The 17840-nt window shown below is 71.3% G+C and carries 2 protein-coding genes (1 of these 2 running past the window's edge); both read left to right on the top strand.

What is annotated here, in order from left to right:
• A protein-coding gene (locus CR470_RS01145; RefSeq protein ID WP_179892077.1) for an SDR family NAD(P)-dependent oxidoreductase crosses the window boundary here: on the top strand, positions 1–4593 show its final stretch. Its footprint begins 14613 nt before the window's first position; only the last 4593 of its 19206 coding nucleotides appear in the window; its start codon lies off the left edge, out of view; the stop codon is at positions 4591–4593.
• Positions 4583–17836 (top strand): SDR family NAD(P)-dependent oxidoreductase, encoded by a 13254-nt coding sequence (locus tag CR470_RS01150; protein ID WP_179892078.1) that lies wholly within the window; start codon positions 4583–4585, stop codon positions 17834–17836. The genes CR470_RS01145 and CR470_RS01150 overlap by 11 nt, the downstream gene beginning before the upstream one ends.
• Positions 17837–17840 lie beyond the last annotated feature (4 nt).

Raw genomic sequence — 17840 nt, forward strand, 5'->3', positions numbered from 1 at the left:
GACAGGTACGACGTGGTGATCGCGGCCAACGTGCTCCACGCGGTGGCCGATCTCGACGGGGCGCTCCAGCGGACACGCACCCTGCTGGCGCCGTCCGGGCGGCTGCTCCTCACCGAGGTGACCCGGGCACTCGCCTTCCACACGGTCACCTTCGGTCTTCTGGACGGCTGGTGGGCGTACACGGACGCCTCCCGGCGTCTGCCGTCATCCCCGCTGCTCGACACCGAGATGTGGCGGCGTCGGCTCGAATTCACCGGGTTCACGGAAGTGGACGTGCACGGAGAAGCGGATGCGCCCGGCGAGCTGTCGCAGCGCGTCGTGACGGCGGCGCCCTCCGCCACGACCCGGTTCACGGAGCCGGCCGGACCTCCGGAGCACGCCTCCTCCGGTTCGGCGTCCGCCGCCGGTCACGCTCTGCGGGCCGACCCCGCCGCGATGCCGGCCGTAACCGATCTCGCTGCCCGCGTAGCGGAGTTGATCACCGCGTTCACCGCCGAGACCTTGGACATGCCCGCCGACGAACTGGAGCCCGACCGGCCTCTGTCGTCGTACGGCGTGGACTCCATTGTGGGCGTCGAACTGATCAACCGGATCAACGAGGAGCTCGGGATCGTCCTCAAGACGATCGCGATCTTCGACCACCCGACCGTGGGAGATCTGGCCGCCTTCGTGATCGAGCGGTACGCAAGCGCGGTCGAGGGACGTCTGCGACCCAAGACCGAAGAAGTCCGCCCACAGGAGACGGCGACCGCGCCGGCGCCCACGAGGGAACCGGTGACGGCTCCGGATCCGGTGTCCGCGGCTGCGGCATCGGTCGCCCCGCCGGCCCCCCGGCCGGCGGCCGGCCCTGCCGGCTTCCGCGCGGTGCGCTTCGAGCGGCCGGGCAGCCCGGCCGATCTGGTCGTCGTGCCGATGAACCCGGTGGCACCAGGGCCGGGCGAGGTCGAGGTTCAGGTCAAGGCGTTCCCGGTCAACTTCTCGGACTTCCTGGCGGCCCAGGGCCTCTATCCGATGATGCCCGACTTCCCCTTCACGCCCGGTGTGGAGGTTTCCGGCGTCGTCCGCCGGGTGGGAGCCGGTGTGCACAGGGTGAAGCCCGGTGACGAGGTGATCGCGCTCACCCGCCCCGAGATGGGCGGGCAGGCGTCCGTCGTCCTCACCGACGAGACGTTCGTGGTGCGCAAGCCGGCCAACCTCACGCACGAGGAGGCGTGCGGGATGCCCGTGGCCTTCCTGGCCATGTCGCTGGCCTTCGAACGGGCCGCGGTGCGGCCCGGGGAGCGTGTGCTGATCAGAGCGGCCACCGGGACCAACGGGCTGATGGCCGTGCAACTGGCCCAGCTGGCCGGCGCCGAGATCATCGCCACGGCGGGTTCCCGGCACAAGGTCGACCACCTCATCGCGATGGGGATCCCCGATCCGATCGACCACCTGGCCCACGACGTCGTCGAGGAGGTACTCCGCCGGACGGAGGGCCGCGGCGTCGACGTGGTCATCAACACCCTCGGGAACGGGGCGACGCAGGAAGGACTGAACCTGCTCGCCCCGGACGGCCGGTACGTGGAGATCGCGGTCTTCGGACTCCAGGCGTCCGGCGGTCTGGACCTGTCGCGGATGGTGGAGAACCAGAGCTTCCACAGCTTCAACACCAAGAAGTACTTCCTGAACCATCCCGAGCGGCGGGTCCCCTGTCTCGAGGCGATGGCGACGCGACTGGAGTCCGGAACGATCCGCCCGTTCACCGCGCACGTCATCCCGTTCGACCGGGTGACCGAGGCGTACGCGCTCAAGGGCGACCGCGGTACCGTCGGCCGCGTCGTGGTCACCGTGCCGGACCCGGACGAATCGGCCGCCGCCGGGGAGCGGGCGGTCCTCGTTCCCCGGAGCGACGAACGGCCCGGGACCGGCCGCGGAAAGGCGGCTGCTACCGCCGACATCGCGGTGATCGGCATGTCCGGCCGGTACGCCGGCGCCGAGGACCTCGGCGAACTGTGGACGAACCTCGCCGAGGGCGTGTGCTCGGCGGGCGACGTTCCCGCGGACCGCTGGTCCCACGAGCGTTTCCACGACTCCGACCCGACGCGGCTGGACGCCACGTACTGCTCGCGCGGCGCCTTCCTCGACGACATCGACGCGTTCGACGCGCCCTTCTTCAACATGTCGGGGAAGGAAGCCGCCCAGACAGACCCCCAGCAGCGACTCTTCCTGGAGCAGGCCTGGAAGGCGCTGGAGGACGCCGGCTACCCCGCGGGCGCGTTGAACGGGCGTCCCTGCGGAGTCTTCGTCGGCGTCGGGCCGAGTGAATACCTCACCCGGATGAACAAGGCGGACGTCCTCAAGGAGGCCCAGTCGTTCTGGGGCAACGAGGCATCGGTACTGGCCGCGAGGATCTCCTACTTCCTCAACCTCAAGGGGCCCAGCCTGGCCGTGAACACCGCGTGCTCCTCGTCGCTCGTGGCCGTGCACCTCGCCTGTCAGAGCCTGCTCGCCGGTGAGTGCGAGACAGCCGTCGTCGGCGGGGTGTTCCTGACCCTGGCGCCGGACTACTTCATCGTCGCCAGCAACGGCACCATGCTCTCGCCCGACGGGGTCTGCAAGACCTTCGACGACACGGCGGACGGTTTCGGACCGGGCGAGGGCGTCGGCGCCCTCATCCTCAAACCCCTGGACGCGGCCCTGCGTGACGGCGACCACATCCACGGGGTGATCAAGGGCTCGGCGATCAACCAGGACGGCAGGACCAACGGCATCACCGCGCCGAGCGGCGCCGCGCAGACGGCCGTGGAGATCGCCGCGTACGAGCGCGCCGGAATCAGCCCGGAGTCCATCAGCTACGTGGAAGCCCACGGCACGGGGACCCGCCTGGGCGACCCCATCGAGATCGAGGCGCTCAGCAATGCCTTCGGCCACTACACCGACCACAAGTCGTTCTGCCCGATCGGATCGGTCAAGACGAACATCGGTCACACCGCCGCGGCGGCCGGCATCGCCGGGATCATCAAGGTTCTGCTCTCCTTCCGCCACGGGCAGATACCACCGTCGGTGAACTTCGAGCAGCCCAACCAGCTCATCGACTTCGCCGACACACCGTTCTACGTCAACACCGAACTGCGTCCGTGGACCTCCCGGGACGGACTGCCCCGACGGGCTGCGGTCAGCAGCTTCGGATTCAGCGGCACCAACGCCCACCTCGTGCTCGAAGAGCCGCCACCTGTCCGCGGGACAGTCCCGACCGACCGTCACACGTTCGCCGTACCCCTGTCGGCCCAGACCCCGCAGGCGCTCGCGGCGCGCGTGGCGCGGCTCGCCGACTGGCTCGAACGGGACGGAGCGAGCGCGTCCCTCACCGAGATCGCCGGCACCCTCCAACTGCACCGCGACCACTTCCGGGAGCGCGCCGTCTTCGTCGTACGTGACCGGGACGAGCTGAGGGCCCGGCTTCGCGAGACCATCGACGGCACGACGGGTGGGGCGTTGGCGAGCGCCGACCCGGCCCTGTCCGCGGCCGCCGCGCGCTACCTGGCCGGAGAGGACGTGGACTGGCGGTCCCTGTGGGCAGGGGACACCGTCCGCAGAATCCCGATGCCCACCTATCCCTTCGACCGCCACCGGTACTGGTACACGGAACGCGACACGGTCTACGCCGCGGCCACGGACGACGCCCCGGAGCTGAAGCGCGTCAGCCCGGCCGGCGCGGTGCCCGTCGTCATGGCCGCGGAACTGACCGGCGCCGAGTTCTACGTGACCGATCACCGGGTGCAGGGCAACCCGACACTGCCGGGGGTGCTCTACCCCGAACTCGCGCTCCGGGCCGCCCGACAGGCCGGCCTGCGGGCGGATACGGTCACGCGCCTCCAGTGGCTGCGCCCCCTCGTGATCGACGGTGGACCCGTCCGGATCACGGTCCATCTGGAACCCGACGGGAGCGCCGCGCACTTCGAGATCCGCTCGGCCGAGACCCTGCACGCGAGGGGAACCGTCGAACCGGGGGACTCCGGGGGCGGTGAGCGGAGGATGGACCTCGACGCCTTGCGACACGCGTGCCCCCGGTCCCTACCGGTCGCCGAGCACTACCGTTTCCTGGCCGGCATGGGACTCGAACACGGCCCCGCGCTGGCCTGCGTCCGTGACCTGCGGGTGGGAGAGGATCTGGTGCTGGGACGCCTCCGGCTTCCCGAGCAGCTCGCGGCCAGCGGGTCCGCGTACGACCTGCACCCGACGCTGGTGGACGGCGCACTGCAGGTCCTCGCCGCGATGCCCTCCATCCGTGCCATGGGACCGGGGCGGCCCCTGCTTCCCGTCGCGCTCGGCGCGCTGGTCCGCACGGGCACACTGCCGCCGTCGGTCATGGTCCGGGCGGCCACCCACCCCGGCACGCCCGCGTCCGGATCCGTCCACACCTTCGACATCCAGCTCCTCGACGACGAGGGCCGAGTGCTCCTCTCCCTGGAACGACTGACGATCAAGCTGCCCGACGTTCGTACCGCTGTGCCTTCCGAGGATGCCCTCGAAGACCTGCTCCGCAGGTTCCGGGACGGCGAGATCGACGAACGTACGGCCGAATCGGCCCTGGAGGCTTTCTGTGCAGAATGACGCGACGGGTCGCAAGGCCCTCCTCAGCAGGATCCGGTCCGGCGCCGTCGGTGTGGAGGAGGCAGCACGCCTGCTCCGTACGAACGATGCGGGTCGCCGGCCGGAGAGCGCGAACGACCGGGCCGAAGACCTGGCCCGATGGCTGTGCGGGGTCATCGCGTCCGAGGCGCAGATACCCGTGGACACCATCGACGCCGACGAGTCACTGGACCGCTACGGCTTCGACTCGGTGATGGCGCTGAACGTGGTGCGTGCGCTGGAGGAACACTTCGGACCGCTGCCGGCGACCCTGCTCTTCGAGCATCAGAAGATCGGCGCCCTGGCGGACTTCCTCGTCGGGCAACACGCCGACGCCGTCGACCGTCTCCTGCCGGAGGGTGCGGATCCCGGCCCCCGGCACGCCCCGGACGGCGAGCGGACATCCCGAACGGAGTCGGCTCCGGCCGCTGCTCCCTCCGCCCCACGCTCGGCGGACACCCGCGTGGCCGTCGTCGGACTCAGCGCACGATTCCCCCAGGCCGAGAATCTCGATGTCTTCTGGGAGAACCTCAAGGCCGGCAGGGACGGTGTCACCGAGATCCCGGCCGACCGTTGGGACCACCGGCAGTACTTCGATCCACGCCCCGGAACCCCCGGCAAGAGCTACACCAAGTGGGGTGGCTTCCTCGACGGCGTCGATACGTTCGACGCCGAGTTCTTCCGCATATCGCCGCGGGAGGCCGAGAGGATGGACCCCCAGGAACGGCTCCTCCTCCAAGAGGTCTGGCACGCACTGGAGGACGGCGGTCTGACCCGGGCCCAGCTCGCGGGAGAAGCCGTCGGCGTCTACGCCGGCGTCATGTACTCCCAGTACCAGCTGCTCCAGGCGGAGGAGGCCGCGCGCGGCAACCCACTGCACCTCGGTTCCTCCTACGCGTCCATCGCCAACCGGATCTCCCACTTCTTCGACTTCCGCGGCCCCAGCATGGCCGTCGACACCATGTGCTCCTCCTCGCTCACGGCCATCCACCTGGCCTGCGAGGCGCTGAACAGCGGGACCGTGAAGGTCGCCGTCGCGGGCGGGGTCAACCTGACCATCCATCCCGCGAAGCACATCGACCTCAGCCAGGGCCGGTACGCCTCCACCGACGGACGCTGCCGCAGCTTCGGAGAGGGGGGAGACGGCTACGTTCCGGGCGAGGGAGTCGGCGCGGTCGTCCTCAAACGGCTGGACGCCGCCCTCGCGGACGGAGACCGGATCCACGCCGTGATCCGGGGCAGCGCCGTCGCCCACGGCGGCAGGACCAACGGCTACACCGTGCCCAACCCGAACGAACAGGCCCGGTTGATCGTGGAGGCCTGCCACCGTGCCGGGATCGCACCGCGCGACATCGGCTTCGTCGAAGCCCACGGGACCGGTACCTCGCTGGGCGACCCCATCGAGATCGCGGCGCTGGCCCGGGCACTCGGCCCGCGCGCCGACGGCCAGGCACCCTGCGCGATCGGCTCCGTGAAGTCCAACATCGGGCACCTGGAGGGTGCGGCGGGTATCGCCGGTCTGGCCAAGGTGGTGCTCCAACTCCGCCATCGCCGTCTGGTCCCCTCGCTGCACGCGGAGACCACGAACCCCCACATCGACTTCGACGCCGCCGGACTGCGTCTTCAGCGAACCCTGGAGGAATGGCACGAGCCCCGGGACGACGAGGGCCGCGCCACACCGCGCATCGCCGGCATCAGCTCGTTCGGAGCCGGGGGCGCCAACGCGCATCTGATCGTCGAGGAACCGCCGGCCGAGCGCGGAACGCCGCACCGGCCCGCTCCGGGGCCGCAGCTGATCGTGCTGTCCGCCCCGACCCAGGAGCGGCTGCGGGCCCTGGCGGGCCTGCTCGCCGAGTACGCCGGACGGTACGCGGGCGATCCGGTGGAAGAGGGTGCTGCCTGGCTTGCCGGCGCGGCGTACACGCTCCGGCAGGGACGGGAGGCTTTCGAGCACCGACTCGCCCTCGTGGTCCCCACCGCCTCCGAACTCGGTCGGCGCTTGCGGGACTTCTCCGACCGCGCCTCCTCCGAGGGCATCTTCCTCGGGTCGGCGGAAGGCCCGCGTGACACGGCCCGGAACATCTCAGGAGCGGACCCGGCCCGGAGCCACGGCATCGAGGAGTCGGCCCGCCGCTGGGTACGGGGCGAAACGGTCGACTGGAGCGCCCTGGACACCCCCGCCCCACCCAGGGTCGGACTGCCCGGGTACCCCTTCCTGCCCGAACGGCACTGGCCGGACCTCACTGACGACGTACCGGCCGGAGAACCGTCCACCCCCGACACGGCTGCTCGTCACCCCCTCCTCGGCCGTAACGCCTCCACCTTCGGCAGCCAGCGGTTCATCACCGCGTTCACGCTCGCCTCGCCTCTGGTGCGCGACCACGTGGTGGACGGCCGTGCCCTCCTCCCGGCCGCCGCCATCGTCGAGATGGTCCTCGCGGCAGCCGAGGAATCGGGACTGGGAAGAGATCTGACACTCGCTGACCTCGTGTGGCACTCCCCGGTCGAAGTGCCACCGCAGGGCGAATACCGCATCGAGGTATGCCTGACGCCGCGCGCCCCTGATCTCGCGACGACCGACTTCACCGTCGCTGAAGCAGGAGCGGACGGCGGAGCCGTACATGTCCGCGGGCGCGTCATGACAGCCCAGGCGGGACCCGGGGCGGCCGCCGACGGCGGGCTCGGCTTCCTGGACCTGGAGGCAGCGACCAAGGATGGCGACGCCGGGCTCGACGGACCCACCTGCTACCAGCGCTTCGAGGAGCAGGGCCTGTCGTACGGACCTGCCCTTCGGGTGCTGGAGACGGTGCGCTCGGGAGCCGGAGAGGCACTGGGCCGGGTAAGGCTCGCGGACACCGGCCGACGGGGTGCGCACCGGCACGGCTACCGGCTCCATCCGGCACTCCTCGACGGGGCGTTCCAGACCCTGGTGGCGTTCGACGCGGCTGCTCCGGACCGACGGGCCCGGGTGCCCTTCGCCGCGTCGCGCGTGCTGATCGGCCCCGCTCCACTGCCCGACGCCTGCTGGGTTCACGCCCGCCCGCGGCCGGGTGCGAAGGACGATCAGGGACGCCCGGAGGTTTTCGACCTCGCACTGGCGGACGACAGCGGCCAGGTCCTCGCACGAGTCGAAGGGCTTGTCGTCCGCCCCTCGCAGGGCGCCAGGTCGTCCGTCGTGACGCTCCGGCCGGCCTGGCAGCCGCAACCGCTGCCGGCCCCGGCCGCACGCCGCCCGGGGACCGTGCTGGTGTTCGACACGGCGGGCGATCAGGGGCTGGGCGATGCGCTCGCCGGTGCGTACCTGCCGACGACGCGCATCGTGCGTGTGCTCCCGGGAAAGGCGTACCGCAGGTCCGGTGAGAACCGCTTCGAGGTCGTGGCGGGCGACAGCGAGCACTACGCGAGGCTGCTGGAGGAACTGTCGGAGACATCGTCCGCACAGCCTCCGGTCGACACCGTGGTCCACGCATGGCCGACGGAACCAGGCGACAAGGACACCTCGGTGACCTCCGAGGAGCTGGAGACCGGCTTTCACGCCTTGCGGGCGCTGACCACCGCACTGGCCGTCCGGGCGCCCGGGGCGTCCCTCCGACTGGTCTCCCTGGTACCGGCGGGAGCTCCGGCCCGCGGGGCGGTGGCGGGATTCTGCAGGGCCGTCGCGGCGGAGCATCCTTCCTACGCGTTCAGCACGCTCACCCTGCCCGGCACTTCCACCGGTTCCCCCCTGTGTCCGGATGACGTTCGGCGCCTCGTCGACGAACTCGCCGCCCCGGCGGCCGGCGGTGAGGAGATCCGTTACGACACCGAGGGGACGCGTCGGCGCCTTCAGCTGACGGAGGGCGAGGATCTGGCTGCCCCGCCGGGAGCCGCGGCCCCGGTCGACGGCCCACATCTGCGCACGAACGGCGTGTACCTGGTGACCGGCGCCCTCGGCGGACTCGGCCGTCGGCTCGCCCTGGACCTGGCCCATCGTCACCAGGCCCGACTGGTGCTGAGCGGCCGCTCCGCGCCCACTGCGGACACCAACGCGTTCCTCCGTGAACTGGAGGATGCCGGCGCCCGCCCCTGCTATGTGGCCGCGGACTGTGCGACCGAGGACGGCGCGCGCCGGCTGGTCGACGAGGCCCGGACCCGCTTCGGCCGGCTGGACGGTGTCATCCACCTCGCCGGCGTGCTGCGCGACGGACTCGTGGCCCGGAAGACGCGGGCGGACGCGGATGCGGTGCTGCGGCCCAAGGTCTGGGGGGCGCACCACCTCGACCGTGCGACGCGGCACGAGCCGCTCGACTTCTTCGCCCTCTTCTCCTCGGCCAGCGGGGTGACCGGCGTCGCGGGACAGAGCGACTACGGGTTCGCCAACGCCTTCCTGGACGGTTTCGCCGACTGGCGGGAGGAGCACCGTCGCAGCGGCGACCGCTCAGGAGCCACGGTCTCCATCGCCTGGCCGCTCTGGGAGACGGGCGGCATGGACGTGGACGAGAAGGCCAAGCAGTGGATCGAGGAGCACCTCGGCTGGGTTCCGCTGCCCGTCGGCACGGGCATGCGGGTCTTCACGGCGGCGCTCAGCCGGGCCCGTACCCGGACAGCGGTGTTCCACGGCCGCCGTTCCACGATCCTGCGCGCGCTCCGGCCGGCCGGCAGTACCGGCGAGGCGACCCGGTCGGAGCCCGAGCAGGAGACGGACGGGAAGTTGGAGAGCTCCGTCGCGCCGGTGGCTCAGCGGAAACTGCTGGACCACCTCACCCGCCTGGTGGCCGCCGAGCTGAAGACGGCGCCGGAGAGAATGGAGCCCCGGAAGCCGTTCGAGCGGTACGGGCTCGAGTCCGTCATGGTCATGAACGTCACCCGGGACCTGGAGGAGATGTTCGGGGAACTGTCCAAGACGCTGTTCTTCGAGCACCGTTGTCTGGCCGATCTGTGCCGGCACCTTGCCCGGAGCCACCCCCGTGTCGTGGATGAGCACTTCGGGCAGCCTCCCGCCCGAGCAGCCGTGAGCGCCGTCACGGCCCCGGCACCGGAACCGAGCGCCGCGGCAGCCGTCGTGGACCGAGCCCCTGAGCAGCCCCCCGCTGCCGTCGCGACGCCGTCCGCGGTGCGGGAGGAGCCGATCGCGATCGTGGGAGTCAGCGGGCGCTACCCGATGGCCGACACCCTTGAGGAGTTCTGGCAGAACCTGCGCGACGGCCGGGACTGCGTCACCGAGGTGCCGCGGTCCCGCTGGGATCACACGAAGTACTTCGATCCGGACGCGGACCGTCCGGGTACCGCCTATGCGAAGTGGGGCGGGTTCCTGAAGGACGTCGACCGCTTCGACCCGCTCTTCTTCAACATCCCGCCCCGGGAGGCGCGGATGATGGATCCGCAGGAGCGGATCTTCCTCGAGGCCGCCTGGCACGCACTGGAGGACGCCGGCCACGCCCGCTCGGCACCGAACGGCCGGAAGACCGGCGTATACGTCGGCGTCATGTACGCCCAGTACCAGTTGTACGGTGCCGATCCGGCACTCCAGGGCCAGGGCTTCGTCCCGGCCTCGCTGTCGGCCGCCGTCGCCAACCGTGTGTCGTACGCCCTCGGTCTGACCGGCCCCAGCATCGCACTCGACACCATGTGCTCCTCCTCGCTGACCGCGCTGCACATGGCCTGTGCCGGCATCCGGCTCGGAGACTGCGACGAGGCCCTGGTCGGCGGCGTCAACGCGATTCTCCACCCCAACCGCTATCTGCAGTTGAGCCAGGCGAAGTTCGCCTCGACCGACGGGCGTTGCCGCAGCTTCGGTGAGGGCGGAGACGGGTACGTGCCCGGCGAGGGCGTGGGCGCCATGCTGCTGAAGCCGCTGAGCCGGGCCGAGGCCGACGGCGACCACATCTACGCGGTGATCCGGGGAACCGCCGTCAACCACGGTGGACGCAGCAATGGCTTTACCGTGCCGACACCTGCCGCCCAGGCCCAGGTGATCGGTGAAGCGCTCCGCAGGGCGGGCGTCGAGCCCGGGGAGATCGGCTACGTGGAGGCGCACGGAACCGGCACAGCCCTCGGGGATCCCATCGAGATCGCGGGCCTGAGCCGTGCCTTCACGGGCACGGGGGACGAGGTCTCGGCCGCCTGCCCCATCGGTTCGGTGAAGTCGAACATCGGGCATCTGGAGTCGGCCGCCGGGGTCGCGGCGATCACCAAGGTGCTGTTGCAGTTCAGGCACCGGGCTCTGGTGCCGTCGCTGCACGCCGAGAAACTGAATCCGAACGTGGCCTTCGGGCAGGGCCCCTTCCACGTACAGCGCGCCTACGAACCCTGGCCGGCGCTCAGCCGCGAGGGCCGGGAGCTGCCGCGCCTGGCGGCGGTCAGCTCCTTCGGCGCGGGCGGCTCCAACGCCCATGCCGTCCTGCAGGAATACGTACCGTCACCCACCACGGCTGCGGAGACCGGCACGGACAGCGCTCGTGATGCCGAACTCGTCCTCCTGTCCGCCAGGACCGAGGACCAGCTGCGCGAACTGGCGGTACGCCTGTCCGACGCGGTACTGCCGCGTCGCCGCGAGGATGCGACGGAGCTCCAGGGGGCTCCGGCCGTCGAAAGGGAGCTGCGCCTCGTCGTGGCCGATGTGCTGGGTGTGCCCGGGGAACACGTCGATCCGGACGACGACCTGGAGAGCCTGGGCTTCGACACGGTCACCCTCTCGGAGCTCGCCGAACGCCTCCGCACCGCCTTCGGGGAGGCCGCTGCCGCGCCCGCACCGGCCGGCCACCAGAAGGTCCGGGAGCTGGTGGAGCGGGTGGCAGCCTCGTCCGGTCCGGCCCCGGAGCGGCCGGACCGGGAATCCCGCGGACTGCGCGATATCGCCTTCACCCTCGGGACCGGCCGGGAGCCCCAGAACGAGCGCCTCGCCGTGATCGCCACCGACGTACGGGAACTGGCGCTCGCCCTGACGGAGTTCGCGGCGGGGAGGACGTCGGCGTCGGTCGTCCGCGGCACGGCGGACGGACAGCTGGGACTGCTTGAGGACCTCCTCGACGGGGAGGAAGGCGCGGCCTTCCTCGCCACGATCCGGCGGGCCGGCGACCTGGACAGGCTCGCCCGTCTCTGGGCTTCCGGACTGGACGCGGCGGGCGAACCGTCGGCGCGCGGCGGCGCCCGGCGGGTCTCCCTGCCCGGATATCCCTTCGCCCGAGACCGCTACTGGGTACCGGAGACCCACGAGGAAGGCCCTGCTCCTGCCGCCGACGCGCACGGCCCCGAAACGAGCCGCCCGCCCCGGGCCGCCGAAGTCCCCGTGGAGGACACCCCCAGGACGGTGACGGCATCGCCGGCATCGCCGGTGGAGGAGACGGTGGCCGTGCGGAGCGGTCCGGACCTCGCGGACGTCCGCGAGGTCGTCATCACCGCGATGGCGGCCGTGCTCGAAGTTCCTGTCGAAGAGTTCCAGCCCGACATCCCTCATTCCGAATTCGGCGTGGACTCCGTCCTCGCCGTGGAGATCGTCGAGCAGATCAACAGGCGACTGGGCACGGACCTCCGGCCGACCGACTTCTTCAACTACCCGACGCTCCGCAAGCTCGCCGAGCACGTCGCCGAGAACGCGGTATCCGTGCCGGGAACGGGCGGCACGGCAGTCGGCACGGCCATGCGGACATCTCCTGCGCCTGCTCCGCAGCCGGTGGGAACCCCGGCGGAGTCGAGCCGTGTCGTACCGGCGCACCGCGCAGACCCCGAGCCCGTCGGAGCGAGCCGGCACGACGTCGCGGTCATCGGCATGTCGGGCCGATTCGCGGACGCGGCCGACCTGGAGGAGCTGTGGGTCAACCTGGCCGCCGGCCGTGACTCGGTGCGGGAGATTCCCCCGCATCGGTGGGACCCGGACGCCCACTGGGACGCCGACCCCAAGGCACCCGGCAAGACGTACAGCAAGTGGGGCTCCGTCCTGGACGGCATCGACCGGTTCGACCCCGACTTCTTCGGCATCTCGCCCCGAGAGGCCCGCCTCATGGACCCGCAACAGCGCCTGTTCCTCATGGAGGCGTGGCGGGCCATCGAAGACGCCGGCTACAGCGACCGGTCGCTCGACGGTGTCGAGTGCCCGGTGTTCGTGGGCACTTCGATGGGTGACTACCACCATCTGCTGCGGGAGCACGGCGTGCCCGTCGAGGGCTACACCTTCATGGGCACCCACCCCGCCGTGCTCTCGTCACGACTCTCCTACCACCTCAACCTGAAGGGAGCGAGCCTCGCGGTGGACACCTCGTGCTCCTCCTCCCTGATGGCCGTCCACCTGGCGTGCGAGGCGGTCCGGGAGGGACGCAGCGAGCTGGCGATGGCCGGCGGCGTGGCCGCCCTGGCCACCCCGGAACTCCACATCCTCGCGAGCAAGGCGGGCATGCTCTCTCCCCGCGGGCGCTGCCGCCCCTTCGACGAGGGCGCCGACGGCTTCGTCCCCGGGGAGGGGGTGGGCGCGCTGCTGTTCAAGCGGCTGGATCACGCGCTGCGCGACGGAGACCACATTCACGGTGTCATCGCCGGCTCCGGCGCCAACCAGGACGGCCGGACCAGCGGAATCACGGCGCCCAGCGCCCCCTCGCAGCGCGGGCTGCTCACCTCGGTCTACGAGCGGTTCGGCATCGACCCGGGCGGGATCGGCTACGTGGAGTGCCACGGCACGGGAACCCGCCTGGGCGACCCCATCGAGATCGAGGCACTGACCCAGGCGTTCCGGACGTCCACCTCGCGCCGCGGATTCTGCGCCGTCGGATCCGTGAAGTCCAACCTCGGCCATACCCTCACCGCCTCCGGCGTGGCGGGTCTCTTCAAGGCGCTGCTGTCGCTCAAACACCGCAAGCTCGCACCGACGGTGCACTTCCAGTCACCGAACAAGCACATCCTCTTCGACGAGAGCCCCTTCTACGTGAGCACCGAACTGCGGGACTGGCCTGCGGAGAACGGCTTGCCACGGCAGGCTGCGGTGAGCTCCTTCGGGTTCAGCGGCACCAACGTGCACACGGTGGTACGCGAGGCGCCCGCCGCCCCGCCGCGGCCGTCCGAGGACGTCGGGAGGCTCCGGCTCTGCCCGGTCTCGGCCAAGACCCGGCAGGCGCTGGACGAACGGCTGGCGGACCTCTCCGACTGGCTGGAGCGGCAGGGCCGGGAACACGAATGGCGGGACATCGCACATACGCTGGGAACGGGTCGCTCCCACTTCCCCGTTCGGGCGGCCTTCGTCGCCCGAGGAGCCGACGACCTCCGGGAACAGATCGCCGCACGACTGCAGCGGCCCGAGACACGCCCGACCGGCGACACCGGAGAACTGGGCCGCCTGGCAGACGAGTTCGTCGCCGGTGGAGAGATCTCCTGGGAAACCGTGAACGGAGCGGACGGCGGACGCCGGATCTCACTGCCCACCTACCCCTTCGCGCAGGAAAGCTGCTGGGTACCGGCCGCACAGCCGGTCCCGGCGCCCGCCGCGGCGCCGGGCGACCGGAGATCCGGCACGCGTTCCCGCGTACGGACGGAGCCGGAGAACCAGAACACCTTCACGTATCCGCTGGCGCCGGACCAGCCGCTCGTGCGCGATCACGTGGTCGACGGCAAGCCGTTGCTGCCGGCGGCGGGACACCTCTCGCTGGTGCATCGGGCGGTCCTGTCGATGCTGGGGGACGTGCCCGTCACGGTGTCCCGGGCGGTCTGGCTGCGCCCCTTCTTCGTCACCGGACAGCTGACGGCCCTGGTGGCCCTCTCGCCCACGAAGAACGGCGCGTACGCCTTCGAGGTGCGGGGCCCGGACATGAGCGGTGCCGTGCAGACGTTCAGCCGGGGTGAGATCCGGACCGGCGCCGGCGCCGAGGACCGAGTCGACCTCGATGCCGTCCGGGCGAGGTGTGTCACCTCGACCCCGCCGGCGGACCACTACGCCCGTTTCGACCGCATGGGCGTCCACTACGGTCCTCACTTCCGGACGGTCGTCGACATCCGCAGCGGATCAGGCGAGGGCCTGGTGGCCCTCGCTCGCGAGGACAGCGGCACGGAGTTGCCCGCGGGCGTCATGGACGGCGCGGTGCAGGCGGTCGCCTCGATTCAGCCGGAGGGAGAGGAGCAGCGTCCCCTGGTGCCCTTCTCGATGGCCGCGGTCCGGCTGTTCCGCCCCGTCCCGGCCGAAAGCTGGGCGTACGTCCGGCAGACCGGGGCCCAGGAGTGCGACGTCACGATCCTCGACGCCGCCGGCCGCCCCTGCGTGGCCGTCGAAGGCCTCTCGTACCGGGAGCTCAGAGCGCCTGTCCCGCTGCGCATCCTGGAACCGGTGTGGCAGGAAGCGGAACAGAGCGACCGGTCGGCGACGACGGCAGCGGGCCGGGTGTGGGTGGTGACACCCTCCCGGGACCACGGCTTGGCCGCCCGCTTGGCGGCTCACCACCCTGAAGCCGACGTCCGGATCGTGTCCCTCGACCCCGGGAACAGCGAACCCTGGACCGCGGCGACGGCCCGTCTGCCCGAGCCGGAACGCGTCTACTTCCTCGGCGCCCTCGACTCCGCCGAGGCGTCCTCCTCGATCGCCGGTCTCGAACGTGCGCAGGATCTCGGCGTCCGCTCCCTCGTCCGCCTGGTCAAGGAACTCCTGCGGAGAAACCTCGGCGACAGGCCGCTGGACCTGATCCCGGTGACGGGAGACGGGCATGCACGCACCGGTACGGAAGAGCCCCGGCCGGTGGCCGCCGCCCTGTTCGGGCTGTGCCGCTCGCTGGCGAAGGAGTACCCCGGCTGGCGGGTCGGCTGCGTCGACGTCGCCACCCGGGACCTGACCGGGCCCGCGGCCGAAGAGGTCGCCCGGACCGTCGCGCTGGAGAGCGGGCACCCCGACGGAGACGAGATCGTCCTGCGGGACGGCCGCCGCTGGAAGCGACTCCTGCGAATCGCCGACACGACCGCGCCGCAGGAGTCACCGTTCCGGAAGGGCGGCACGTATGTGATTCTCGGTGGTGCCGGAGGCATCGGTGCGGTCACCGCTCTGCACCTGGCCCGCCGTGCCGGGGCGAATGTGGCTCTGCTCGGCCGCAGGGCCGCGACTCCCGCCGTCGAGGAGCACCTGCGTGCCGTCGAGGAGGCCGGCGGCCGCGCGATGTACGTACAGGCGGACGCGGCCGACGAGGAGTCCCTCGCCGCCGCCGTCGCGTCGGTGAACCGGCGATTCGGAAGGATCCACGGCGCGTTCCATTCCGCGCTGGTCCTCGCGGACTCCCGGCTCGCAGACATGGACGAGGCCGCTCTCGACGCGGTGCTCGCGCCCAAGGCGCGCGGATCCGTGTCGCTGGCCCGGGCGCTGCGTGACGAGCCGCTGGACTTCCTGGTGCTGTACTCGTCGGCCCAGTCGTTCAGCGGCAACGCGGGACAGTCGAACTACGCCGCGGCATCCACCTTCCAGGACGCCTTCGGTGTGGGTCTCGCCCGTGCGGGCCGGCCTGTGCACGTCGTCAACTGGGGCTACTGGGGCGACGTCGGCGTGGTGGCGAAGGCGAGCTACCGCCGCCGGATGCAGGCCATGGGCGTGCACTCCGTCAGCTCCGAGGAGGGCATGGCCGCCCTGGAGGTCGTCATCGGACGCGGGCTGACCCAGGCCATGGTGATCAAGGCGGAGCAACGGCTCCTGGACCGGCTCGGCACTCTTCCGGCGCCGCACCGGGAGGAGCTCTCCGCCGTTCCCGGGGCCGCGGCGGGGACGCAGGAGCCGGACGGGGTACGACTGCGTCGCGCGCATGACGAACTGAACGCCCTGGGAGCCCGGATGATGGTCCGCTCCCTGCAGGACCTGGGGGCCTTCCGGAAGCCCGGTGAACAGTTGCCGGCCGCCGCGGTGGCCGCCGAACTGGGACTGGCCCCCGCGCACCGCCGGCTGGGCGACGCCGTGATGGACATCGCGGTGGCCGCGGGCTATGTGGAACGCGACGGAGAGCTGCTCCGCGCCACCCACGCCGTGACGGCCCTGGAAGGGCGCGACTTGTCTGTTGAGGCGGGAGAACTGGCGGCACGCCACCCCGAGGTGGCCGCTCACGTACAGCTCCTGGACGCCTGCCTGAGGGAGTACCCGAGGCTGCTGACCGGAAGGATCGACCCCACCGAAGTGATCTTCCCCGACTCGTCCACGAGGCTGGTGGAGAACGTCTACAAGGGCGACCCGCTCGCGAGCGGAGCCAACCGGGCGGCGGCACGTGAGGTCGTCGCCCGCGCCGCCGGCTCCCGAAACCCGGAGGGACGCCCCCTGCGGATTCTCGAGGTGGGTGCGGGAACGGGCGGCACGACACGCACCGTGCTTTCGGCCCTGAGCCCCTACGCGGACCGGGTCGAATACGTCTACACGGACGTCTCCACGGGGTTCCTGCGCCATGGGCGCAAGGAGTTCGCCGCCCGCCACCCCTTCGTGTCCTTCAAGCGCCTGGACATCGAGAGGCCCCCCGGTGACCAGGGATTCGAGGAGGGCGGTTTCGACGTGGTCGTGGCCGCGAACGTGCTGCACGCCACGCAGAACCTGGACCGCACTCTGACGCACGTGCGGCGCCTGCTGACGGAGGACGGCCGCCTCGTCCTGTGCGAGACGACCGCCTTCAGCGCCTTCACGACCCTCACGTTCGGGCTTCTCGACGGCTGGTGGCGCTTCGAGGACGGGTTCCGGAGGATTCCCTCCTCGCCCCTGGCCGAACCAGCCACCTGGCAGGCCCTGTTGCGGGAGAAGGGCTTCGAACAGACAGCCGTCCTCGACGCGGTGGCAGGTGCCCCGCGCAGCCTCGGCCTCCACGTGCTGGTCGCCGACCTCCAGCGCCCCGCACAACCGTCCCGGCACGCCCCGGAACCCGGCAAGAACCAGCAACGGGACCTGGAGGAGACCCAAGGGCAGCTGGCCGAGCTCATAGCCAGGACCTTGGGGCGGCACGAGGCCGACCTCGACCCGGAACGGCCGTTCACGGAGTACGGGGTGGACTCGATCATCCTCGTCGAGCTCGTGAGCACGCTCAACGCCGAGCTCGGCATCGACCTGGGCACCACCGCACTGTTCGACCACCCCACGCTCGCGGCGCTCGCCGCGTTCGTGCACGACGAGCACACACCCGTACCGGCCGACGACGCCCCGGGGCACACACCGCGCGACGGCGGTGACGACGGGAAGACGGATGAGCAGGACATGCTCCGACGCCTGGCCGCCGGCGAGCTGTCGTTGGAAGAGGCGTACATGAATCTCGGGGGATCCGCATGAGAAG

This window comes from Streptomyces sp. rh34 (genome assembly GCF_002551245.1).
Classification (GTDB): Bacteria; Actinomycetota; Actinomycetes; order Streptomycetales; family Streptomycetaceae; genus Streptomyces.